The organism is Lachnotalea sp. AF33-28, from assembly GCF_003477885.1.
Taxonomy (GTDB): Bacteria; Bacillota; Clostridia; order Lachnospirales; family Lachnospiraceae; genus AF33-28.
In genome coordinates, this window is record NZ_QUEE01000008.1 from 146,112 (window position 1) to 170,304 (window position 24,193).

Below are 24,193 nucleotides of genomic sequence, written 5' to 3' on the forward strand. Positions count from 1 at the left end.
AAATAATGCAGGATTGCAAGTAAGGTTCTGATATTTTCATAATTTTTTGTCAATTCTGTTTTATAAAATTGTAAGAAAGATGTATACAAAATGTATTTGAAGTGTGATACACTAAAGCATGTCTAAAAACGGTAAACAATCAGTCGACTGCAGGGGAGTCAGTATGAAAGCGAAGATTACGGAAAAAATACATAACCATTATATGCTCAGCATGTGTCTGCTGGCGGTGCTGATCAATCTCTTCATTGAATTCTTAAGCAGGAAGTCCCTGCTTAGCCTGTTGAAATTTGTTTTTTTAAGCCCGCATATTTTTCTTTATAACTGCGCGGTGATCTGGCTGACGCTCACAGTCTCCTTTCTGGTTAAGCGAAAGCTGTTTGCTGCGGCTTTGGTCAGCATTGTATGGCTGCTGGCGGGCATCACCAATTCCATCCTGCTGGTGTTTCGGACGACACCGTTTACAGCGGTGGATTTCCGTCTGATCAAATATGCGCTGGGACTGGCGGATTCCTATTTTTCTTGGCTTCAGCTGGTGCTTCTGGGAGTCGGAGCCGTACTGCTTGTAATCGGGTGCGTATTTCTGTTCCGCATTCTGCCCAAATGGCAGGAAAGAGTCAACTATCCGCGGGTGCTGGCATCGATCGCGGTATTGGCGCTGGCTCTGTACGGCATCACCACCATCGGCATGAAGGCCGGCATCCTCGCCACTAATTTTGGCAACCTTCAGGAAGCTTATCATCAATATGGCTTTGCATACTGTTTTGGCAACAGCCTGTTAAATACCGGCATCAGCAAGCCGGACACCTACAGCCGGGAGACCATTGATGCGATTGCCAAAAAGGAGATTCTGCCGGTGGAGAGCACGGAAGCCGAAGACCCTGGACAGACCGAGACACAGGAGCCGGCATCTGCGGGCACGGAAGCTTCACAGGAACCAGTGATCCATGAACCGGAGAAAAAGGAGCAGGCAACGCCCAATATCATTTTCCTGCAGCTGGAATCCTTTTTTGATCCGACCGCCGTGAAGGATCTCACCTTCTCGGAGGACCCGATCCCGTATTTCAGAGAGCTGATGAGCCGCTATTCTTCAGGAAACTTAAGTGTGCCTTCCGTAGGCGCTGGCACAGCCAACACGGAGTTTGAGGTGATTACGGGCATGAATCTGGATTTCTTCGGACCGGGAGAATATCCGTATAAAACTGTATTAAAGGAAGTGACCTGCGAGAGCGTCAGCTACGATTTAAAAACTCTGGGATATGCCGCTCATGCGATCCACAATAACGAAGGCACTTTTTATGACCGCCATCTGGTATTTTCACAGCTTGGCTTTGACAGTTTTACCCCTATCGAATACATGGATAATTACGAACGCAATCCCACCGGCTGGGTGAAGGATGAGATGCTTACAAACGAGATTCTGGATACGCTTCGGGTGACCGAAGGGGCAGATTTTATCTATACGATTTCGGTGCAGGGACACGGAGCTTATCCTACAGAAGAAGTGATTACCGATCCGGGCAAGATTACCGTGGAGGGGTATGACAGCGAAGAGTCCATGTATCAGATGGAGTATTATGCGAATCAGATTCACGAGATGGACGCGTTTGTGAAAACTCTTACGGATAAACTTGCGGCGCTGGATGAAAAGACCGTGCTGGTTCTGTATGGGGATCACCTGCCCTCACTGAATCTGTCGGAAGAGATGCTAAGCAATGAGAACCTTTTCCAGACGCCGTATATCATCTGGAGCAACTACGATCTCGAAAAATCTGATTCGGATGTGGAGGCCTATCAGCTGACTGCATACGTGCTGAAAAAAATGGACATTTCCGTAGGAAGTATGATAAGATATCATCAGTATTATCTAAGTCAGGAACTGGACGGGGAGCAGCAGGAGACTTATCTTGAGAATATGAAGCTTCTCGAGTACGATCTGCTCTATGGAGATAAGGAAGTCATAGACGGAACAACCTTTCAGCCCACGAATCTGCAGATGGGGATACACCCCATAAGCATCAGCCTGATCAAGCAGAAGCAGCAGACCACCTATATCTATGGCGAGAATTTTAACAGCTACAGCAGGGTATTCCTGAATGATGAGCCCCTGGATACGGTGTTTGTGTTTGATAATCTGTTAGTGGTCAAGGACGCTTCTCTGTCAGAGGACGGGGAAAATATCTTCAGTGTCCGTCAGGTCGGAAGAGACAATGTTACTCTAAGCCAGACCCCTGATTATTATTATCAGATAACGGCCGGCGCCGCGTCCAATCAGACGCGCAGCACCAGCGAATAAGCGGTTTGGAGACAGTATATGAATAAAAAAATCCGGTTGTTTTTTCTTGCATGTTTTATAGCGATGCTGACCGTCTGTATGTCCTGCAGAGCGGATTACGGGGAGGATGAGACCTCACCGGACGGCTCTTTTGACAAGCCGTTTGAGTCAGCGGTTATGACAGATGCGCATGAGAAGGAACAGCCGGATTTTTCGGGTTATTATTTTGCCTACGATTCCTTAAGAGGTGAGGAGCGTGAGTGTTATCGCATCATGTATGGGGCGATAGCGGGATTTTTGCACGATACGCCGCTGAATATTCTGGATCAGGGGAGGATACAGCACGTTTTTGAGGCAGTAAAGAATGACCATCCGGAACTGTTTTGGGTGGGCGGCTATACGCTGACCCAGTACTCCAGAGGGGGCAATGTATTCGAAATTCGATTTGAACCGGATTATACGATGGAAAAAGAGGAGAGCCAGGCCAGGCAGCGGCAGATCGATCTCTATACAGAGCAATGCCTGGCCGGTGTGCCGGCAGGGGCGGATGATTACGAAAAGATCCGATATGTGTATGAGTATATCATACTCAATACGGATTATAATCTGGAAGCGGAGGATAACCAGAATATTTGCAGCACCTTTATCGGCCGCCAGACGGTCTGCCAGGGCTATGCTTCCGGCATGCAGTATCTGCTGCAGAAGCTCGAAATCCCCTGTACGGTGGTGACCGGGCAGATTGCGGCGCGGGGAAACCATGCCTGGAATATGGTGATTGCGGACGGAGAGTATTATTATGTGGATGCGACCTGGGGAGATCCCAGCTATGGGGAAGGAAGCATGGAAAATCAGGGAATCAATTACCAGTATCTGATGGTGAATTCCGCAGATCTTGCGAAAACCCATGTGGCGGATCCCGATTTTTTGTGGCCTGTGACAGAGAGCCGGAAGGATAATTATTATATCCGGGAAGGCCTGTATATGGAGCAGTGGGAGGATGGATGGATAGAGGAGCTGATCAGATCGGCGCTTGAGAACGGGGAGCATCTGTTTTCATTCCGGACATCGCCTGATGCCGCAGAGGAAACGAAGGATAATCTGATCACGGATTCCGGCATCTACAGACTCATACGCAGCGCACAGGAGTTAAGCAGCACAAAAGAACGGCCTGTTTCGGGAGTTTCCTACAGTATGGACGAACAGATGAATGTATTCACGTTTTTTCTTGACTATTAGTTCTGGATTTTAAGGTTCTGACAGGCAGGGCAGCGGAATAAATTAAAGTAATGAAGCATAACAGGAGCGTCTACGTGAAACGCAAGCTAATATACCTATTGATCCTGTGTCTTACTGTATGTGCAATCGCCGCAGGTCCTGCCGGAGCAATGGCTGCTTATGCCAGCCAGCCGGACCAAGATGCATTCCCTGTAAGCGGGCCGGTGAATGCGGATCTGGGGATTACGGCGGTTTCCGCGATTTTGGTGGAGGCTTCCACCGGAACCGTCATCTATGAGAAAAATCCGGATGAGCAGCTGCGGCCGGCCAGCATTACGAAAATCATGACGCTGATTCTGATTTTCGATTCCCTGGCTGCCGGCAAGATCAGCCTGACCGATGAAGTCACCACCAGCGCATACGCCAAATCCATGGGAGGATCACAGGTCTTTCTGGAAGAGGGAGAAAAGCAGACGGTGGAAACGATGATCAAATGCATCGTGGTGGCCTCCGGCAACGATGCCAGTGTGGCCATGGCGGAGTACATAGCCGGCAGTGAGACCGAGTTTGTCAGACAGATGAACGAAAGGGCCTCCGGCCTGGGCATGACAGGCACCAAATTTGAAGACTGCTGCGGACTCACCGATTCCGCCACTCATCTGACAACGGCCAGGGATGTGGCCTTGATGAGCAGGGAACTGATCACCAGGTATCCCCAGATCCGGCAGTATTCCAGCATCTGGATGGAGAATATTACCCATGTTACAAACCGTGGGACCAGTGAATTCGGCCTGGCTAACACCAACAAGCTGCTTAAGCAGTTTGACGGCTGCTTCGGGCTGAAGACAGGATCCACCTCGCTGGCTAAATACTGCCTGTCGGCCGCGGCGGAGAGAAACGGGGTGGAGCTCATTGCCGTAATTATGGCGGCACCGGATTATAAGGCGCGGTTTTCGGAAGCTGCCACATTGCTGAATTTCGGGTATTCCAACTGCAGGCTGTATAAGGATGAAGCTCCCGGCGAACTGCCATTGCTGCCGGTTAAAAACGGCGTTAAGGAGGATCTGACCATCCAGTACGGCGGCGTTTTTTCCTATCTAAGCACCACGGGAGAGGACTTTTCGGCGGTGGAGAAGGAGTGGACATATGAGGAAAATCTGTCCGCGCCGATCCTGACGGGGGATAAGGTGGGAACGCTGACCTACAGGCTTGGAGAGAAAGAGCTGGGCAGCATCGATATCCTGGCCGGTGAGGATGTGCGGGAGGCCGGATATATGGATTATTTTAAAAAGCTGTGGCAGGAATTCCTGCTGTAGAACGCTGCGGGGCGTCGGATGCGTAAACATCAGACGCCCCGTAACGCTTTTTTTGGCTTGTTTAAGATCTGAACGAATGCTATAATAGACTGGTTTGCCGCGGTGAGCAGATCGCAGCGGCAAAACATGAAAGATACGGACATGGTGAACAAGATGAAAATGGTTAGGTTTATCGGAAAATATGTAAAAAGGTATAAATGGCAGTATGCCGGAGGCATCCTGACACTTTTGGTGGTGGATATCTGCAATCTGTTCATTCCGCAGTTTACCGGCGAGATTACGGACGGGCTGCAGCAGGGGAGTATGGACGCAGGAGGAGTGTTAAGGCGCGTTTTCTTTATTGTCGGCCTGGGAGCGGTGATCGCACTGGGCCGCTTTCTGTGGCGTTTTTTTCTGTTTGGCAGCGCGAGAAAAGTGGAGCGGGATCTGCGGGATGATATGTTCGGCCATCTGGAAGGTCTGTCCCTTCGCTATTTCAATGAGAATAAAACCGGCGATCTGATGTCGAAATTTACCAATGATTTAAACGCGGTGCGGGTGGCGGTGGGGCCTGCGGTGATCACTTCTTTTGATGCGACCGCAATGATGGCGCTGGTGCTGTGCAAGATGATTTTTTCCATTGATTTGAAGCTGACATTGGCCGCATTAGTTCCGCTGGTGCTGATCGCTTTTGGGGACTATTATTATGGCAAACTTCAAAACGCCCGTTTTTCGGAAAAGCAGGAGGCATTTTCGGAGCTGACGGACCGGGTGCAGGAAAGCATATCGGGCATCCGGGTGGTTAAGGCCTTTGTGCAGGAACGAAAAGAGCTCCAGGCATTCGCCGCTCTGAATGAGAAAAACAGGCGGAAGAATCTGCGCGTGGCCGGGATACAGGCGCTGTTTATGCCGCTGCTTGACCTGGTGATCGGTATTTCAAGCCTTGTAACGCTTTTGTACGGGGGATGGCTGGCGCTTACGGGAGACATCTCTCTGGGGCAGTTTATCGCTTTTAATCAGTATATCGCTATGATGGTGTGGCCGTTATTGGCGGCGGGAGAGAGCATCACCTACTTCTCGCAGGGCTTTGCTTCCATGAAGCGGATTCACAGCATCTTTGAGGAGAAACCGGATGTCTTTGACACGGAGGATACCGAAGAGATTGATTCTCTGGAGGGAACCATTGATTTCCGAGATCTGACCTTTGCCTATCCGGATCAGGAGGGGGTCGCGGTGCTGGACAAAATCAGCCTGCATGTGGAGAAGGGGAGCATCCTCGCCATCGTGGGGCGCACCGGCAGCGGCAAGACCACAATCGCCAATCTGCTGCTGCGCATGTATAATACCAGGTCGGATATGATCACCATCGACGGCCATCCCATACATACCATACCTCTGAAAACGCTCAGAGAATATATCGCATATGTACCCCAGGACAACTTCCTGTTTTCCGATACGCTGGAAAACAACATCACCTTCGGCGTGAAGAACGCAACCAGGGAGGATGTATACCGGGCGGCAAAAACAGCCTGTATTCACAGCAATATTGTGGAGTTCCCCGCGGGATACCGGACGATGGTGGGGGAGCGGGGGGTGACCCTTTCAGGCGGGCAGAAGCAGCGCAGCTCTATCGCCAGAGCGCTGTTAAAGGATGCGCCCATCCTGATACTGGATGATGCGCTGTCTGCGGTGGATACGGATACGGAGGAACAGATCCTGAAAAACTTGAAAGAAAACAGAGCCGGTAAGACTACGATCATGATTGCGCACAGGATTTCCACGATCCAGCAGGCGGACCAGATCCTCGTGCTGGAGGATGGGCATAAGGCGGAATGCGGCACCCATGAGGAGCTTTTGGCATTAAACGGCATCTATAAATCCATATATGACAGGCAGCAGCTGGAAAAACAGCTGGAGCAGGCATAAGGAGGACGAAAGACATGAAAAACAATAATATAGTAAGACGTCTGTTTTCCTATTTAAGGCCATACCGTGCCGGCGTGGCGGGCTGTCTGCTGTTGGTGCTGGCGATCACAGGGCTGGAGCTGTACCGCCCCATCATCATCGGAGATGCGATCGACCTGTTTATTAATGAAGATACGGTGGCTTCCGGCAGCGCGGCGGCCAATTTCCAGGGAATCTTAAGGGCCGGTATGTTGTATCTGGCGGTGCTGATCCTGTTGTTTGTCTGCAACATGGCTCAGTACTGGTTCATGCAGAAGATCGGCCAGGGTGTGATCTATACCATGCGCCAGCAGATCTTTTCCCATATACAGAGCCTTTCCATGCGCTTTTTTGATATCACGCCGGTGGGCAAGCTGGTGACCAGGGTGACCAACGATGTGGAAGCACTCAATGAGATGTATGCCAACATCATGGTGCGGCTGTTTAAAAACGTGGTGAAGATCCTTGGCCTGGCGGCCGTTATGCTGGCGCTTAACGTGCGGATGGCCCTGTTTTCTTTCCTGCTTGTGCCGGCCGTGGTGGCGCTCACGCTGGTATTCCAGAAGCTTTCCAGAGAGGCTTACCGGATGGCCCGCAATAAGATCACCGCGCTGAACACGTTTCTGTCCGAAAATATTTCGGGCATGAAGCTGATACAGATTTTTGTAAGGGAAAAAGAGAAGCTGGAAGAATTTACGGAAAAGAGCGCCGAACTTTACCGCGCCAATTTCCGGGAAGTGATGGTGTTTGCCGTCTTTCGCCCGCTGATCTATATGGTGTCCGTGCTGGCGCTGGGAATCGTGCTCTATGCGGGCGGCTATTCCCTGCTAGAGGGCGTGATTTCCATCGGGACGCTGTTCATCTTTGTGCAGTACATATCCTCCTTCTTTGAACCGATTCAGGAGCTTGCGGAACAGTTTAGCACGCTGCAGTCCGCTTTCGCTTCCGCGGAGAAGATTTTTACGGTGTTGGATGAGAAGCCGGCGGTCGTCGGGCCGGAGCATCCGGTGCAGCTTCCTAATATAAAGGGGAGAATTGAATTCCGAAATGTGTGGTTTGCCTATGAAAAGGAGGATTACATATTAAAGGATGTGAGCTTTACGATCGAACCGGGACAGAAGGTGGCCTTTGTCGGTGCGACCGGGGCGGGCAAATCGTCCATACTGAATCTAATCGGCAGATATTATGATATACAAAAGGGGCAGATACTTATCGACGGCGTGGATATACGCAAGCTCGATATCTCCTTGCTGCGCAGTGCCATCGGACAGGTGCAGCAGGATGTGTTCCTGTTTACAGGAGACATTCAGAGCAACATCCGCCTTGGAAATGACGGGATCAGTGAAGAGAAGATTCGTGAGGCATCCCGCATCGTAAATGCGGACCGTTTTATACGGCTTCTGCCGGGCGGTTACCGTGAAAAAGTCATGGAGAGGGGGGCTACCTTCTCCGCAGGCCAGCGGCAGCTCTTATCCTTTGCCAGGACGCTGGCATACGATCCGTCCATCCTGGTGCTGGATGAAGCTACCGCCAATATCGATACCGAGACTGAGCAGTGGATACAGGAAGCTCTGGAACACCTGATGAGCGGCAGGACCACGATTATGGTGGCCCACCGCCTATCTACAATCCAGCATGCAGATCTGATTATGGTGATGCATAAGGGTCGCATACGGGAGAGCGGCACTCATCAGGAACTGTTACAGCAGAATGGAATTTACAAAAAACTCTATGAGCTTCAGCTGGCGTGAGGCATCTGATCTATGGTATCCGCCAGCGTCTCGTACAGGTCTCTGGGTCGGTAATCCAGCTCCCTTGTCGCTTTGTCATGGGAAAAACGGTCGTTGCTGGTCAGTGTGTAGAGGCTGTAATGTGTGTACAGTGGTCTGCGCTTTTTCATCCTTGAGTAACATTTTAACATGGGGAGAACCGCTTTTGCCAGCCACACAGGCAGCGTTGGCAGGCGGCGGCCTCCATGGATGGAACGGATCATTTTCAGAACATCCCGGATTTCATAGTGGCGGTTGGACAGAATATAGCATTCCCCCCTGCGTCCCTTTTCGGCCGCGGCCAGACATCCCAACGCCACATCCCGCACATCCACGAAATCATATCCGCCCTTCACACAGGCCGGCAGCTTTCCGTTTACATAGTCCTTTACCAGCTGGACAAGATGATTTCCGGAAGGATCGTTTGGCCCCAGGATGCCGGAGGGATGCACTACTACCACATCCAGCCCCCGGGCCGCCCGCTTTAACACCAGCTGGGTGGCGGCGGCCTTGGTTTTTGCATAGCCGCCGGTGACTAAAGTCGGTGAGAAGAAGGATACCTCTTTATGCACCTGCAGATGTTTCTTTTCCGGAATCGCATGGACGGAGCTGACATAAATCAGACGGCTCACATGATAAACCATGCACAGATCCGCCACATTCCTGGTGCCGAGCACATTGACTTCAAACATGTTCTTAGTCACCTGATCGGAGATATCTATGATTCCCGCCGTGTGTATCACGGTCACCTTTTTTCCTTCGCATCCTTCAAAAAGCGGCCTTAAGGATTCTATATCCCTCACATCGCCTTTGATATAAGTGAGCTGTTCCGAATCCATACCGTTTTCCCTGGGAAGGATCAGCCCCCGCACCTCTTTACTGCGGTTAAGGAGCATGCGCACTATTGTGCTGCCTAAATGGCCGCCTGCGCCGGTTACGATATATAATTCTTCCATAGATATTCTCCTTCCTGCTGCTTTTTTGCTGTCATCAGCGAACTGTGTTACTGTTTATACCCTGCCCCGTCATACGCGGGAAGTTTACGGTAACTGTGAATAGTAACCGCACCGTCTGTACTGTTACTAAAATAATGAACAATGCGTTGAATAAATTCTATATATGTATTATAATGAACTGCATGAGCAATTACAACCGTCAGAAACAGCTGTTTTGACGGTTTATTGGACAGAATACGTTTAAAATGTTGAAATGAGGACAGGAGATTGAAAACGACGGGGAATGATCACCGGGTACGGGTGACAAAGATGCTGATACGCAGGGCTTTTACAGGGCTTTTGAGCATAAAGCCCATACAGAGCATCTCGATTAAAGAGCTGTGCGAACAGGCGGGGATTAACAGAGGAACATTTTACACACACTATCAGGATATCTATGATCTGCTGGCAGATGTGGAAAACGAAATGAAGCAGGATTTTCAGAAGGCCCTGGAGCCATTGCTGTATACGGAAGAAAACAGCAGCCTGCTCGGCATTTGCACGGGGATTTTCCGCTGCTTGAAGGAGAACTATGATATGTGTGTGGTGATGCTGGGAGACTACAGCGATAAGCAGTTTGTATCCGCGCTGCTGGATATTGGGAGACAGAGATGCATGGAGGTTTACTCCGGCTTTTTTCCAAAGGCCTCGAAAAAGGAGATTGAATACTATTATGCCTTTGTGAGCGCCGGATGCATCGGCCTGCTGCGCAGATGGCTTGCGGACGGCATGGAACAGACCCCGGAAGAGCTGGCCAGTACGGCGGAGAAGATTATGATGAGCGGCATTGCATATCTGGAGACTGCCGAGTGAAAGGTTACTGTCTGCATTTGGTAAACCTTCCGCACATGACAGACTAATATCGGTATCTCTGAAAGTAACAGCGAAAGCTGCCTCTTTCATAATCAGAAAATAGTACCTTGTTAATTCGTATGCTGACATGATATAATGTCGGCAGACATTATATCGCGCTGATTTCTGTCTGCGCAGCAGACAATATCCGAAGGAAATCATGCGCATCCCCCGGAGGGTCATGCCGGCTTGCCGGCATGATATAATGTCGGCAGACATTATATCGCGCTGATTTTTCGTCTGCGCAGCAGACAATATCCGAAGGAAATCATGCGCATCCCCCGGAGGGTCATGCCGGCTTGCCGGCATGAAGTAATGTCGGCAGATATTATATTGCGTGTTTTACCGCGCAGGAACAGGAAACAGATATATGTTATGGATATTAATTGGAGTCATGGCTGCGGTAACCGCCGTATGCCTGCTGGATTCCTGGTATGAAAGATACCATTTCCGGGTAATTAGGGAAACGGTGGCATCGCCCAAGATCGGCCCGGCATTTGATGGCTATAAGGTCGTGATGCTTTCGGATCTGCATAACAATTCCTTCGGAGAGGAGAATGAGAGGCTGCTTTCGGCCATTGACCGGCTAAAGCCCGATGCGGTGATGATTGCGGGGGATATGATTGTGGCAAAGGGGGTACACAGCCTTAAGGTTCCGCTGCATCTGATCGGAGAGCTGGCCAAAAAGTATCCGGTGTATTATGCCAATGGCAATCATGAAACCAGGATGCGGGAAGAACGGGAGATCTACGGCAGCCAGTATGAGGAATATACTGCGGAATTAAAAAAATTGGGAGTGCATCTGCTGATCGATGAATCCGTAACTGTCTGCCGCGGAGAGGACCGTTTGGGTATTAGCGGGCTGGAGCTGGACAAGTATCTCTACAAGGGGCTTGGAAAGGCTGTGATGGAAGACGGTTATATGGACAAGAAGCTGGGAGCGGCGGATGAGAGGGATTTTCATATTCTTCTGGCGCATTCCCCTCTGTATTTTGAGGAATATGCGGCATGGGGGGCGGATCTGGTCTTTGCGGGGCATTTTCATGGCGGTACGATACGCATCCCGTTTCTGGGCGGAGTGATGACGCCGAACTATATGTTCTTTCCGCAGTATGACGCCGGCACCTACCGGCAGTTTGGTTCTGTTATGGTGCTTAGCAGCGGTTTGGGCACCCATTCGATCAACATACGGCTGAATAACCGGCCGCAGCTGATCTGTGTGGAGCTTAAAAGGGAAAGAAGGGAACGTACAAAAGGATGAGTATTGAAGTAAAGCTGCAGGTATTTGAGGGGCCTCTGGATCTGCTGCTGCATCTGATTGATAAGAATAAGGTGGATATCTACGATATTCCCATCGCGCAGATCACGGACCAGTATATGGAATATGTAAATGCCCTTAAGGTCCGCGATCTGGATACAGTGAGCGAATTTTTAGTCATGGCGGCAACGCTTCTGGATATCAAGTCCCGCATGCTTCTGCCGGCGGAGACGGACGAAGAGGGCGTAGAGGAGGATCCCAGGCAGGAGCTGGTGGCAAGGCTGCTGGAATATAAGATGTACAAGGAGATGTCCTATACGCTGGCCGAACGCCAGGAGCTGGCGGAAAAGGCCTTTTATAAACCTCCTACGATACCGGAAGAAGTGGCGAAATATCAGCCGCCCGTGGACCTGGATAAGCTGCTGGACGGCGTTACGCTGGGGCGTCTGGAGGCGGTCTTTCAGATGGTGATGAAAAAACAGGCGGATAAAATCGATCCGGTGCGCAGCAAATTCGGTAAAATTGTAAACGAGCCCATGAAGGTGTCGGATAAAATCCGTCAGGTGCTTTTAGTCTGCCGGGACAGAACACAGTTTTCCTTTTGCGAGCTTTTAATGAGCCAGCGGGACCGCTTTGAAGTGGTGGTGACCTTTCTGGCTGTGCTGGAGTTAATAAAGGTGGGACGGATCGGCATCCGTCAGGAAACACTGTTCGGAGATATAGTGATTGAAGTCAGTGAAAGTGACGGCCCGGAGACTTTTACGGAGGCGGACCTGGAGTTCGCATAATGATACTGTGGGGATGCGCGCGCGGCATCGCAAGGATGGAAGAGGTGCGGTAATTTGGAGATACAGAAAATAGAGGCGGCGATCGAAGCGATCCTGTTTACGATGGGGCAGTCGGTGGAGGTTAAAACCATCGCAAAAGCTGTGGAACAGGATGCGGAGACCACAAAACGGATCATACATAACATGATGGATAAATACGAATCGGAGGACCGGGGAATACGCATTGTGGAGCTGGAGGACCGCTTTCAGATGTGCACCAAGGTGCAGTATTATGAACAGCTGATACGGGTGGCGTCCGAACCGAAAAAACAGGTCTTATCCGAGGTAGTGCTGGAGACGCTGGCGATCATCGCGTATAAGCAGCCCATCACCAAGTCGGAGATCGAAAAGATCAGAGGGGTATCCTCCGACCACGCGGTGAATAAACTGGTGGAGTATAACCTCGTATGCGAGGCGGGCCGTTTAAATGCGCCGGGCAGGCCGATCCTGTTTGCCACTACGGAGGATTTCCTTAGAAAATTCGGTGTGGGAAGCCTGGAAGAGCTGCCGGAAATGGATACGACTAAGATAGAAGAGTTCAAGGCGGAAGCTGAAGAAGAGGTACAGATGGAGCTGGATGTATAAGAAACATAGAAGGAGAAAGGACATGAAGAAAATCGGTTTTATCGGCTGTGGAAATATGGCGTCTGCCATGATCGGCGGCATCTGTAAAACAGGGCTGTTTGCCCCGGAGGAGATCATTGCGGCGGATTTGAATAACGCGGCCAGGGCGAATGCGAAAGAAAAATTCGGGATCGAAGTGACCTCAGATAATAAGGATGCGGTAAACAGGTCACAGCTTTTGGTGCTCTCCATCAAGCCGCAGTATTACGCTCAAGTGATCGGGGAAATTGCACCGCTCATGCGTCCGGACCAGATCGTCTTGACCATCGCCCCGGGATGGACCTTGCAAAAGCTGGACGAGACCTTCGGGCGGGCTCTGAAAATCGTGCGTGCCATGCCCAACACGCCTGCGCTGGTAGGGGAAGGCATTACTGCGGTGTGCGCCAATGACCGGGTGACGGAAGAAGAGCTGGAATATGTCTGCAGCGTGCTGAAAAGCTTTGGCAAGGCGGAAGTGGTGGGAGAGAACCTGATGGACGCGGTGGTCTCTGTCAGCGGCAGTTCACCGGCCTATGTATTCATATTTATAGAAGCTATGGCGGATGCCGCGGTGGCGGACGGCATGCCCAGAAGCCAGGCGTATCAGTTCGCGGCACAGGCGGTCTATGGCAGCGCGAAAATGGTGCTGGAAACCGGCCTGCACCCCGGACAGCTTAAGGACATGGTCTGTTCGCCCGGCGGCACCACGATTGAGGCTGTGCGTGTCCTGGAGGAAAAGGGATTTCGCAGCAGTGTGATGGAAGCGATGAGAGCCTGTACGAAAAAGGCGAGGGGAGAATAAAATCGGAAGTCTGAACTGTTCATATCGAAAGGAAGCTGACCGCCGTGATGGGGACAGCTTCTTTTGTTTTCTTCCAGCACATGGATGGATTGCCAGCGCTTCATGTATAAAAATCAATACAATGCACATTCTAAAGGGTTTATCCTTGTTAAAAAAAAAATTATACTTTCAAATGAAATTGTACTATGTTAAAATGATAGACGGTGTAAAATATCCGAAAATAAATTGAACAGCAACCATTAACTATAGGGAAAGAGGGATAGCAAAAATGAAACTTGGAACATTTAAAGGCGGTATCCACCCCAATGAAGGCAAAGACATGTCCAAGGATTTGCCTGTGAAGACGGTGCTGCCAAAGGGAGAACTGGTATATCCGATGTCCCAGCATATAGGCGCTCCATCCAAACCTGTCGTGGCAGTCGGCGATCATGTCCTTATGGGACAGACAATTGCTTCGGCGGGCGGCTTTATTTCTGCGGATATCTGCTGCTCCGTATCAGGCACAGTAAAGGCCATTGAACCCAGGATGACCGTTCAGGGAAGCCGCTGCCTGTGCATCGTGATTGAGAACGATCATCAGTATGAGCCGGTGCCTGGATTTGGCGAGGAGCGCGATTACACGATGCTGACAAAGGAGCAGATCCGTCAGTACATTAAGGACGCCGGAGTTGTCGGCATGGGCGGCGCGGGCTTTCCCACCCATGTAAAGCTGACCCCCAAGGAAGAGAATAAGATAGACTATATCCTGGTCAACGGCGCAGAGTGTGAGCCGTATCTGACCTCGGATTACAGGATGATGCTGGAAGAACCGGAGAAGATCATAGGCGGTCTGAAAGTCATTTTAAGTCTGTTTGATAAAGCGAAGGGAATCATCTGTATAGAGGATAACAAGCCGGATGCGATTGAAGTGATTTCCAATTTGATTGCGAAGGAGCACCGGATCAAACTGCAGGTGCTGAAAACCAAATACCCCCAGGGGGCGGAACGGCAGCTGATCTATGCCGCCACCGGCCGCAAGATCTATTCGGCCATGCTGCCCGCGGATGCGGGGTGTATCGTGGACAATGTGGATACGGTGATCGCAGTTTACATGGCGGTATGCAAAAGCACGCCGCTGATCCGACGCATAGTCACCGTGACCGGCGATGCCGTTCAGACACCGCAGAATTTTAATGTGAAGACCGGAACCAAATATTCCGAGCTGGTGGAAGAGGCGGGAGGATTTACCTGCCAGCCCGAAAAGATCATATCCGGCGGCCCCATGATGGGCATTGCGCTGTTTGATCTGGAAGTGCCGGTGACCAAGACTTCCTCCGCCCTGCTCTGCATGAGCCATGATCAGGTGGCGGAATATGAGCCCAGCGCGTGCATCCGCTGCGGCAGATGCATCGATGCCTGTCCCAGCAACGTGATTCCGCAGAAAATGATGCTCTGCGCGGACAGAGGGGACTATGAAGGCTTTGAGAAGCTGGACGGCATGGAGTGCTGTGAATGCGGCAGCTGTACCTTTGTCTGTCCCGCCAAACGACGGCTGACCCAGGCCTTTAAACAGGCCAGAAGGACTGTCCTGGATAACAGAAAGAAAAAATAAAAGGCCAAAGAAAGAGGTGTAGACGTTGAGTAATCTGTTAAATGTGTCATCTTCCCCCCACGTGCGCAGCGGGGTTACCACAACCGGCATCATGGGAGATGTACTGATCGCACTGGTGCCCGCCACATTGTTCGGAGTTTATAATTTCGGAGCGAGAGCCGCTCTCATCATACTGATCTGCGTAATTACCTGTGTGCTGACAGAATTTGTCTGGCAGAATCTGATGAAAAAACCGGTGACCATCGGTGATTTAAGCGCGGTGGTTACAGGGCTTTTACTCGCATTGAACCTGCCGCCCACCGTCCCGCTGTGGATTCCGTTTATCGGCGGCGTATTCGCGATACTGGTGGTAAAGCAGCTCTTTGGCGGTCTGGGACAGAACTTTATGAACCCGGCTCTGGCCGCGCGCTGTTTCCTGCTGATTTCTTTTGCCGGCCGTATGACCACGTTTGCCTTTGACGGCGTGACGGGCGCTACGCCCTTGATGGTGATGAGAAACGGCGGTGAGATCGATCTGCTGGCCATGTTCCTCGGACGCATCGGCGGCTGTATCGGTGAGACCTCCGCGGTTGCCCTGCTCTTAGGCGACGCTTACCTGCTTTTTAAGAGGGTGATATCCTGGAGAATCCCCTTTTTATACATCGGCTCTTTCGCCCTGTTTACCTTCTTTGCGGGAGGGTTTGATCTGCCCTATGTGGCGGCTCAGATCTGCGGCGGAGGCCTGCTTCTGGGCGCGTTTTTCATGGCGACAGACTATGTGACCAGTCCGATCACAAGGATGGGACAGCTTGTGTACGGCATGCTTCTCGGCCTTTTGACCGGGATCTTCCGTCAGTTCGGCGGTAATGCCGAAGGCGTTTCCTATGCGATTATTTTCTGTAATCTGCTGGTTCCGCTGATTGAAAAGGTAACGCTTCCCACCGCCTTTGGAAAGGAGGGGCTCAAACATGCAAAAAAATAATTCAATGATTAAGGATGCCCTGATACTTTTCGTGATCACGATCATCTCCGGTCTCTGTCTCGGCCTGGTTTATCAGATCACACTGATCCCGATCAAAAATGCGGAGCAGAAGGCCAAGCAGGAAGCCTATAAAAAAGTATTTACAGCGGCAGCAGCCTTTGAAGAGGACAGCGCCCTCACACAGGCGCTTGCGGATTATACGGCCGAAGGCGCGGTTTTGGAAGAAGTGATGGCCGCTAAGGATGCTTCCGGCAATGAGCTGGGCTATGTGATGACGCTGATCGGTACGGAAGGCTACGGAGGAGAGATCAAGATGTCCGTAGGCGTGGACGCAACCGGCGCGATCACCGGCCTGGAGGTGTTGTCTATGAGCGAAACAGCGGGCCTGGGAGCCAAGTGTACCTCCGAAGAATTCCGCGGACAGTTTGTAGGCATTAACGCGGATGAGATTACAGTGGTCAAAGGTGAAGCCGGCGGCAATGAGATCGCGGCAATCAGCGGCGCCACTGTCACCAGCAATGCCGTGACAAAGGCGGTCAATGCGGGCTTGAGTTTCCTTAAAGCCTATGCGGGAAAGTAGGAGGGATGACTGATGAATAAATATATCGAACGCATTTATAACGGTGTAATTAAAGAGAACCCTACCTTCGTACTGATGCTGGGCATGTGCCCCACCCTGGCGGTAACAACATCGGCTGTAAACGGTCTGGGCATGGGACTTTCCACAGCGGCCGTCCTGATACTGTCCAACGCCATGATATCCGCTTTACGGAATGTGATACCGGACAGGGTCAGAATCCCGGCGTTTATCGTCATCGTCGCATCCTTTGTGACGGTGGTGAAGCTATTGATGGAAGGCTTTCTTCAGGATCTGTACGGCAGCCTGGGTATCTATATACCGCTGATCGTTGTAAACTGCATCATACTGGGCAGGGCGGAAGCCTATGCGTCTAAAAACAGCGTGCTGCTGTCTGCCTGTGACGGTCTGGGCATGGGCCTTGGATTTACAATTGCCCTGACTCTGATCGGCGCCTGCAGGGAATGGATCGGTACCGGCGCCATTTTTTCAAGGAATATCATGCCCTCCGGCTATGAGCCGATCAGCATCTTTGTGCTGGCTCCGGGAGCATTTTTCGTGCTGGCTGTGCTCACCGCACTGCAGAATAAACTGAAGGCGCCGTCCGCCACCAATGTGACCGGAGATACTGGCATCGCCTGCGGCGGAGACTGCAGAAACTGCAGCGGCAGCGCCTGCAAATCCAATAAAGAATTGATTGACGCCGTAAAGGCAGAGGCGGCCGCAAAAGCAGCGGCTGAAAAAGCTGCTAAAATCGAAGCCGCTAAAAAAGCGAAGGAAAAGGGGGAATGAGATAGATGAAAGAGCTGTTAATCGTGCTGATCAGCGCAGCGCTGGTCAATAACGTCGTTTTAAGCCAGTTCCTCGGCCTGTGTCCATTCCTCGGCGTTTCCAAAAAAGTGGAGACGGCTGCCGGCATGGGCGCGGCGGTAATCTTTGTAATTACGATCTCATCAGCGGTGACCAGCGTGATTTACAATCTGGTGCTGGTTCGTTTTCATGTGACATATCTGGACACGATCGTGTTCATTCTGGTGATCGCAGCGCTGGTGCAGTTCGTGGAAATGGTGCTGAAGAAGACAATGCCCGCGCTTTACTCGGCTCTGGGCGTGTTCCTTCCGCTGATCACCACCAACTGTGCGGTTTTAGGTGTCGCTCTGACCAATGTGCAGAAAGACTACGGCATTTTAACGGGTGTGGTAAACGGTTTCGGCACGGCGCTTGGCTTTACCATCGCCATTGTGATCATGGCCGGTATCAGAGAGCGTCTGGAGGACAATGATATCAGCCCGTCCTGGAAGGGCTCACCCATCGTGCTGGTGACAGCCGGCCTGATGGCGATTGCATTTTACGGTTTTGTTGGAATGCTGTAAGGGAGGAGACTTAACATGGATATATGGGGAATTGTGATTGCGACTATCGTGGTAGGCGCAACCGGCATCGTCATCGGTCTGCTCCTGGGAGTGGCCGGTGAGAAATTTAAAGTTGAAGTGAACGAAAAAGAGCTGTTTATCCGCGATCTGCTTCCCGGCAATAACTGCGGCGGATGCGGGTTCGCAGGCTGCGATGCGCTGGCAAAGGCCATTGCTGCCGGCGAAGCTCCTGTAAATGCCTGCCCGGTGGGCGGCGCGGACTGCGCTTCCAGGATCGGAGAGGTAATGGGCGTGGCAGATACCAACACGGAGCGGAAGGTGGCTTTTGTTAAATGCAGCGGTACCTGTGACAAGGTGGAAACCGAATATAACTATTATGGAACAATGGACTGCAAGATGGTGGCCATGGTGCCGGGACGCGGTTCCAAAAAGTGCATCTATGGCTGCATGGGCTATGGCACCTGTGAGAGGGCCTGTCCTTTTGACGCGATTCATGTGGTGGACGGCGTTGCGGTGGTGGATAAAGAGAAATGCGTGGCCTGCGGCAAGTGCGTGGCGGAATGCCCGAACCGTTTGATCGAACTGGTGCCCTATACGGTTCGGTATATGGTGAGCTGCAGTTCCAGAGACAAGGGCAAGGATGTGAAAGCAGTCTGCAGCGCCGGCTGTATCGGCTGCGGCATCTGCGTGAAGCAGTGTGAATACGGCGCCATTGTGCTGGAGGACAACATCGCGCACATCGACCAGAGCAAATGCATAGGCTGCGGCAAGTGCGCGGCCAAATGCCCGTCCAAGGTGATACGCAAGGTGCGGGAATAGAACTGGAAAACAGGATATACATGCGATCAGAAGTGTATTTATAAGCGCCTGTAAAAAAAAGTTCCCTAACGTAAAAAGAACGCTTTCAGGTATGAAACTTGGAGGCGTTCTTCTTTTTGCGGTAAAACTGTTACTGTTTACTGTTGCCGTAAACTTCCCGCACATGCCTGGACAGAGTATGGTCCTCATTGGGACTCCCTCTTTTGCATATTTAAGGGTATTTGTCTCTGCTTTCATGGAACCTGTTCAAGCTCTTTTTTGTTGTAAAAGTGGCGATTTAGATGTACTATAAATTATATGAATAAGATAACCAGCCTGATAAAAGGATTAGGAGGACAGTTATGAAAACGAAGCGCAGATTCAAACCCAGCTATCTGCTGATGGGAGCCGGCATACTTGCCGTGGCGGCGATTATTGCATTTTTTGCATTCATATTTTATTACCGCAGCTCTGAGCAGAAGTTTCGGTACGGACTGGATAATGCCGTGATTTACGGAAGGGTGAATGAATGCATCCGCGGGGAATATAAGGGAGAGTCCATGGCCCTGTCCGATTTTAACGCGAACAGCATCTATAAGCAGATGCTGCTTGGGCACCGCCAGTTTTTTGTTTCAGCGAAAAAGACGGACGAAGAATGTGTGACCGTGGATTTTGGCGGAGGATATCTGCTTCGGATCTGGCCTGTTGATAAAGATAATATGGTGTATATATCCTTCCAGTGGGAGGGAAAAAACGCGGAATTTATTATGAATGATATTAACTTCGCTTATATATCCAGAGCCGTGAGTCCGGAAGGTATCGATAATCCGAACAGGCCATGGGAAGATGCCGGCTGAACTGTTGCAATCATTCTGTTACTGAATGTAATGACCTTTGTCAAGAGTAAATGTTGAGAGAGACCACCACAAACGTTACTGTTTACAGCTGCCGATAAAGCAGCGAATGACAGGGCAGAGTAGGATCCTTATGAGGACCCTACTCTGCCCTGTCATTCGCGGTAGGTTTACGACAGTCGTAAACAGTAACATAATTGTGCATAATATTTATGAAATGCGAGATTTGTGCTTGCGGCGCTGTGCAGAACATACTATAATAGAAGTTGGGTGATGAGATAATTATAGTACATTATCCGTCTGAATGTTTTGGGTGATTCATTCCGTATGGATGATGAAACAGGAGGATAATGCTATATGAAGAACATCAAAGGCATAAAAACAGGTGTCTCTGTTTTTGAACTGGACGGTATTCCGTCCTTCCGTCAGGCGCTACCGCTGGCTTTGCAGCATGTGGTGGCGATGATTGTGGGCTGTGTGACGCCGGCTATTATCGTGGCAGGGGTGGCCATCGATAAGGGCAGCATCACGGCGGCCGATGAGGTGATACTGGTGCAGTCCGCGCTGCTGATTGCGGGGATCGCCACTCTGATTCAGCTGTTTCCCATCGGCAGGAGAATCGGAGCCGGCCTGCCGGTGATCATGGGAGTCAGCTTTGCGTACCTGGCCTCTTTGCAGGCCATAGCGGGAGAATTCGGTATAGCCGCTATCTTCGGCGCCCAGCTGGTGGGCGGAATTGTGGCGGTGCTGGTGGGGATATTTATTAAATGGCTTCGGCCTTTATTCCCTCCGCTGGTGACGGGCACCGTGGTTTTTACAATCGGTTTGTCCCTCTATCCCACAGCCATCAATTATATGGCGGGAGGAAAAGGAGCGCCGGGTTACGGCAGTCTGCAGAACTGGATTGTGGCGGCGGTGACCCTGGCAGTGGTGACCGGACTCAATCATTTTGCAAAGGGTATATTTAAACTGGCATCCATTCTGATCGGCATGATCTCAGGATATGTGCTGGCGCTGTGTTTGGGAATGGTTGACTTTGCTTCGGTCGCATCGGCGTCCTGGTTTCAGATTTCTCCGCCGATGCATTTCGGCATTGAATTTGAGATCTCTTCGATCATATCCATGTCGATTCTGTTCATAGTCAATTCAGTTCAGGCAATCGGAGATCTGTCCGCGACTACAGCGGGAGGGATGGACAGAGACCCAACGGAACGGGAACTGTCGGGCGGCATTGTTGGAAACGGTGTGGCCAGCATACTGGGTTCCTTTCTCGGAGGGCTGCCTACAGCTACCTTCAGCCAGAACGTGGGCATTGTAGCGACTACCAAGGTGATCAACCGCTGTGTGCTGGGGCTTTCGGCAGTATTCATACTGATTGCGGCGTTCATACCAAAGTTCGCATCGCTGCTCACGACGATTCCGCAGTGTGTGCTGGGAGGGGCTACGATTTCCGTATTTGCCTCTATCACCATGACGGGCATCAAGCTGATTTCCAAGCAGCCGCTGAATTACCGCAACACATCCATCGTGGGATTGTCGGTGGCGCTGGGCATGGGCATTACGCTGGTGCCGGAGACGCTGGCGATGTTTCCGGAGTGGGTCACGATGATCTTTGGGAAGTCAGCGGTGGTGGTCGCGACAATTGTAGCGGTGGCGCTCAATTGTGTGATACCCAAAGACAGCGGTGAAAAGTAAAAATATTCTGTCGGATGGCGGGCTGCCGTTCTGTCGGATCATTCCGGAGCCACTAAAACCGGTGACGATACACCGGTCATTCTGGCAGCAGGCGCGGTCCTGATTTCACTGGGCGTCTCTGCGCTGCTCCTTGCGGTCCGAAGAACTAATAAAAAGAAAGCCTGACAGGGTAAACAGACTGCCGCCGCATCGCTGGATCGCGATGCGGCGGCAGTCTGTTTATGACATTACATATCAGTTTATACAGAATGTCTTCCTGATCTGTACATTTTATAGGTGAATAATAGTGCCTGTCTTACCCTGGATGCCGTCTTTTGCTTTTTCAAGCAGCGTGATCAGTGCGGTCCTGCCGGGCTTGGAACCGGCAAACTCAGCCGCGGCCAATACCTTAGGCAGCATGGAGCCTGCAGCGAACTGCCCTTCCTCTGCATACCTCAATGCATCCTGTACGCTTAGGTCGGACAGCCACTCCACATCGGGCTGCCCGTAGCGGAGGGCCACTTTTTCCACGGCAGTCAGGATGATCAGATAATCCGCATCCAGCTCCTTTGCCAGCAGACAGCTGGCGAAATCCTTGTCGATCACAGCGCTGGTACCCTTCAGATGATTCCCCTTAAGAGTGACGGGAATGCCGCCGCCTCCGCAGGAGATGACCACCTGACCCGCCTCCACCAGTGTGCGGATCGCATCGATTTCCACGATCTGCGCGGGCTTGGGGGAGGCCACCACACGGCGGAAACCGCGCCCGGCGTCTTCCTTCATGATATATCCGTATTTTTCTGCGGCGATATCCGCCTGCTCTTTGGTCATAAAATGGCCGATGGGTTTGGAAGGCGTCCGAAACGCAGGATCCTCCTCCTCCACCCGTACCTGTGTGATCATGGTCACCACAGGTTTATCGGTGATGTCTTTGTTACGCAGCTCCTCCCGCAAGGCGTTCTGCAGGTCATATCCGATATAAGCCTGGCTCATCGCCACGCAGACGGAGAGGGGAGTGTTGGGCTGTTCCGGATTCTCACGGCTTAATGCGGCCATGGCATTGTTGATCATGCCGACCTGCGGCCCGTTGCCGTGGGAGATGACCACCTCATGCCCCTCCTCAATCAGATCTACGATGGCCCGTGCGGTTACCTTGACGGCAGCCATCTGCTCCGGAAGCGTATTGCCAAGCGCATTGCCCCCTAAGGCGAGCACAATTCTCTTTTTATTCAACTGTAACCCCTCATTTCTCTTATTCCGTAACAGTTCAGACGGCGGGCGTATAAACAGGCGGTAAGCCTGCTCTTATACCGATTTCCCCGCTGTCTGAACGGTTACGTTATTTCATCAGCCTGGGCGCATTTCTTTCTTCAAGCTTCTTTAACATCCCTGCAGGATCCGCAAATTTGCTCAAGAAGATCATGGCGGCGATCACATAAGGCTTAAAGCTGGCTTCCTTATAGAGCGGCGTACGGTAACGGTCAAAAACAGAAGCGTCCACCTCGCCGGTCTCACAGCTGACACCGGTGATATCCGCAGGCAGGCAGTGCAGATAGAGCGCCTTGCCGTCCTTCGTGGTGCGCATCAGCTCCTCGGTACATGCCCAGTCCTTATGCTGCGCATTCTGTGCCAGCAACTCCTTTTCCAGCGCCTGGATGCCTTCGGTATCCCCTTCTCCGTACAGGTTGGTGCGTCTTTCCATAGCAGCAAAAGGAGCCCAGCTCTTCGGATATACGATATCCGCGTCTTTAAACGCTTCCGCCATGCTGTTTGTTTTGGTGAAGGTACCGCCGGAAGCCGCGGCATTTTTGCGCGCAACCTCTTCCACCTCGGGCATCACCTCATATCCTTCAGGATGTGCCAGAACAACGTCCATACCCATACGGGTCATCAGTCCGATGACACCCTGCGGAACGGAGAGCGGTTTCCCGTAGGAAGGAGAGTAGGCCCAGGTCATAGCCAGTTTTTTGCCCTTCAGATTCTCCACACCGCCGAATTCGTGAATGATATGCAGCATATCCGCCATGCACTGTGTGGGATGGTCAATATCGCACTGGAGATTAACCAGCGTGGGGCGCTGTTCCAGTATCCCGTCCAGATTGCCCTGCTTCACCGCATCGGAAACCTCATGCATATAGGCATTGCCTTTGCCGATATACATGTCGTCGCGGATTCCGATCACGTCCGCCATAAAAGAGATCATATTTGCGGTCTCACGCACCGTTTCTCCGTGAGCCACCTGTGATTTTCCCTCATCCAGATCCTGAACCTCCAGCCCCAGAAGATTGCAGGCAGAAGCGAACGAAAAGCGGGTGCGGGTGGAATTATCACGGAACAGGGAGATGCCCAGCCCGCTCTCAAACACCTTTGTAGAGATATTATGCTCTCTCATATACCGCAGCGCATCCGCCACCGTCCAAACCGCCTCCAGTTCCTCATCCGTCTTCTCCCAGGTGAGGAAGAAATCATTCTGATACATATTTTTAAAATCCAGTTTATTTAACTTATCAATATAATCCTGTAAAGTCATCAT

Annotated in this window: 22 protein-coding genes; 19 read left to right on the plus strand and 3 right to left on the minus strand. The window is 51.4% G+C overall.

Annotated features, from left to right (window positions below):
• Nucleotides 1-163: 163 nt before the first annotated feature.
• The 5 genes from DWZ56_RS12755 (at nt 164) to DWZ56_RS12775 (ending at nt 8,477) form a co-directional block, all read left to right on the plus strand.
• Complete coding sequence (locus DWZ56_RS12755; protein ID WP_243095241.1) at nt 164-2,293, plus strand: LTA synthase family protein; 2,130 nt, start codon at nt 164-166, stop codon at nt 2,291-2,293.
• An 18-nt stretch (nt 2,294-2,311) separates the two neighbouring features.
• Entirely contained in the window at nt 2,312-3,508 is a 1,197-nt protein-coding gene (locus tag DWZ56_RS12760; protein ID WP_118557012.1) for a transglutaminase domain-containing protein, read from the plus strand.
• 74 nt (nt 3,509-3,582) lie between these two features.
• Nucleotides 3,583-4,803 (plus strand): D-alanyl-D-alanine carboxypeptidase family protein, encoded by a 1,221-nt coding sequence (locus DWZ56_RS12765; protein ID WP_243095242.1) that lies wholly within the window; start codon nt 3,583-3,585, stop codon nt 4,801-4,803.
• A 126-nt stretch (nt 4,804-4,929) separates the two neighbouring features.
• Nucleotides 4,930-6,708, plus strand: a complete 1,779-nt coding sequence (locus DWZ56_RS12770) for an ABC transporter ATP-binding protein (protein WP_243095243.1) — start codon at nt 4,930-4,932, stop codon at nt 6,706-6,708.
• Between the two features lie 14 nt (nt 6,709-6,722).
• Complete coding sequence (locus tag DWZ56_RS12775; protein WP_118557014.1) at nt 6,723-8,477, plus strand: ABC transporter ATP-binding protein; 1,755 nt, start codon at nt 6,723-6,725, stop codon at nt 8,475-8,477.
• Here the strand turns inward: DWZ56_RS12775 and DWZ56_RS12780 are convergent.
• Nucleotides 8,465-9,451: an NAD-dependent epimerase/dehydratase family protein gene (locus DWZ56_RS12780; protein WP_118557015.1), complete on the minus strand. Its 987-nt coding sequence runs from the start codon at nt 9,449-9,451 to the stop codon at nt 8,465-8,467. The genes DWZ56_RS12775 and DWZ56_RS12780 overlap by 13 nt on opposite strands.
• 267 nt (nt 9,452-9,718) lie before the next feature.
• Here DWZ56_RS12780 and DWZ56_RS12785 point away from each other — a divergent pair, with 267 nt between their 5' ends.
• The 14 genes from DWZ56_RS12785 (at nt 9,719) to DWZ56_RS23810 (ending at nt 21,846) form a co-directional block, all read left to right on the plus strand.
• Nucleotides 9,719-10,303: a TetR/AcrR family transcriptional regulator gene (locus tag DWZ56_RS12785; RefSeq protein ID WP_243095244.1), complete on the plus strand. Its 585-nt coding sequence runs from the start codon at nt 9,719-9,721 to the stop codon at nt 10,301-10,303.
• Between the two features lie 409 nt (nt 10,304-10,712).
• Nucleotides 10,713-11,603, plus strand: a complete 891-nt coding sequence (locus tag DWZ56_RS12790; protein WP_118557016.1) for a metallophosphoesterase — start codon at nt 10,713-10,715, stop codon at nt 11,601-11,603.
• Nucleotides 11,600-12,388: a segregation and condensation protein A gene (locus DWZ56_RS12795; protein WP_118557017.1), complete on the plus strand. Its 789-nt coding sequence runs from the start codon at nt 11,600-11,602 to the stop codon at nt 12,386-12,388. The genes DWZ56_RS12790 and DWZ56_RS12795 overlap by 4 nt, the downstream gene beginning before the upstream one ends.
• 54 nt (nt 12,389-12,442) lie before the next feature.
• Nucleotides 12,443-13,012 (plus strand): SMC-Scp complex subunit ScpB, encoded by a 570-nt coding sequence (gene scpB / locus DWZ56_RS12800; RefSeq protein WP_118557018.1) that lies wholly within the window; start codon nt 12,443-12,445, stop codon nt 13,010-13,012.
• A 22-nt stretch (nt 13,013-13,034) separates the two neighbouring features.
• Nucleotides 13,035-13,832, plus strand: coding sequence for a pyrroline-5-carboxylate reductase (gene proC, locus DWZ56_RS12805; RefSeq protein WP_243095246.1), 798 nt, complete (start codon nt 13,035-13,037; stop codon nt 13,830-13,832).
• A gap of 268 nt (nt 13,833-14,100) precedes the next feature.
• Nucleotides 14,101-15,423, plus strand: coding sequence for an electron transport complex subunit RsxC (gene rsxC / locus DWZ56_RS12810; RefSeq protein ID WP_118557020.1), 1,323 nt, complete (start codon nt 14,101-14,103; stop codon nt 15,421-15,423).
• A 25-nt stretch (nt 15,424-15,448) separates the two neighbouring features.
• Nucleotides 15,449-16,384: an RnfABCDGE type electron transport complex subunit D gene (locus tag DWZ56_RS12815; protein ID WP_118557021.1), complete on the plus strand. Its 936-nt coding sequence runs from the start codon at nt 15,449-15,451 to the stop codon at nt 16,382-16,384.
• Nucleotides 16,371-16,964 (plus strand): RnfABCDGE type electron transport complex subunit G, encoded by a 594-nt coding sequence (locus DWZ56_RS12820; RefSeq protein WP_118557022.1) that lies wholly within the window; start codon nt 16,371-16,373, stop codon nt 16,962-16,964. The genes DWZ56_RS12815 and DWZ56_RS12820 overlap by 14 nt, the downstream gene beginning before the upstream one ends.
• Before the next feature lie 12 nt (nt 16,965-16,976).
• Nucleotides 16,977-17,753, plus strand: a complete 777-nt coding sequence (rsxE, locus tag DWZ56_RS12825) for an electron transport complex subunit RsxE (RefSeq protein WP_118557023.1) — start codon at nt 16,977-16,979, stop codon at nt 17,751-17,753.
• A 5-nt stretch (nt 17,754-17,758) separates the two neighbouring features.
• A complete protein-coding gene (locus tag DWZ56_RS12830; protein ID WP_118557024.1) occupies nt 17,759-18,334 on the plus strand; it encodes an electron transport complex protein RnfA in 576 nt (191 codons plus the stop codon).
• 15 nt (nt 18,335-18,349) lie between these two features.
• A complete protein-coding gene (locus DWZ56_RS12835; RefSeq protein ID WP_118557025.1) occupies nt 18,350-19,153 on the plus strand; it encodes an RnfABCDGE type electron transport complex subunit B in 804 nt (267 codons plus the stop codon).
• Between the two features lie 341 nt (nt 19,154-19,494).
• Nucleotides 19,495-19,989, plus strand: coding sequence for a hypothetical protein (locus DWZ56_RS12840; RefSeq protein WP_118557026.1), 495 nt, complete (start codon nt 19,495-19,497; stop codon nt 19,987-19,989).
• Nucleotides 19,990-20,352: 363 nt separating this feature from the next.
• Entirely contained in the window at nt 20,353-21,681 is a 1,329-nt protein-coding gene (locus DWZ56_RS12845; protein WP_442911446.1) for a uracil-xanthine permease family protein, read from the plus strand.
• A gap of 30 nt (nt 21,682-21,711) precedes the next feature.
• Nucleotides 21,712-21,846 carry an LPXTG cell wall anchor domain-containing protein gene (locus DWZ56_RS23810; RefSeq protein ID WP_118557121.1) on the plus strand — a complete coding sequence of 45 codons (135 nt, stop codon included), beginning with the start codon at nt 21,712-21,714 and terminating at the stop codon, nt 21,844-21,846.
• A 105-nt stretch (nt 21,847-21,951) separates the two neighbouring features.
• On the opposite strand, the gene arcC is transcribed toward DWZ56_RS23810, so the two are convergent.
• Together arcC and ygeW are read right to left on the minus strand one after the other, a co-directional pair.
• Nucleotides 21,952-22,893, minus strand: coding sequence for a carbamate kinase (arcC, locus tag DWZ56_RS12855; RefSeq protein ID WP_118557028.1), 942 nt, complete (start codon nt 22,891-22,893; stop codon nt 21,952-21,954).
• A gap of 106 nt (nt 22,894-22,999) precedes the next feature.
• A complete protein-coding gene (ygeW, locus tag DWZ56_RS12860; RefSeq protein ID WP_118557029.1) occupies nt 23,000-24,193 on the minus strand; it encodes a knotted carbamoyltransferase YgeW in 1,194 nt (397 codons plus the stop codon).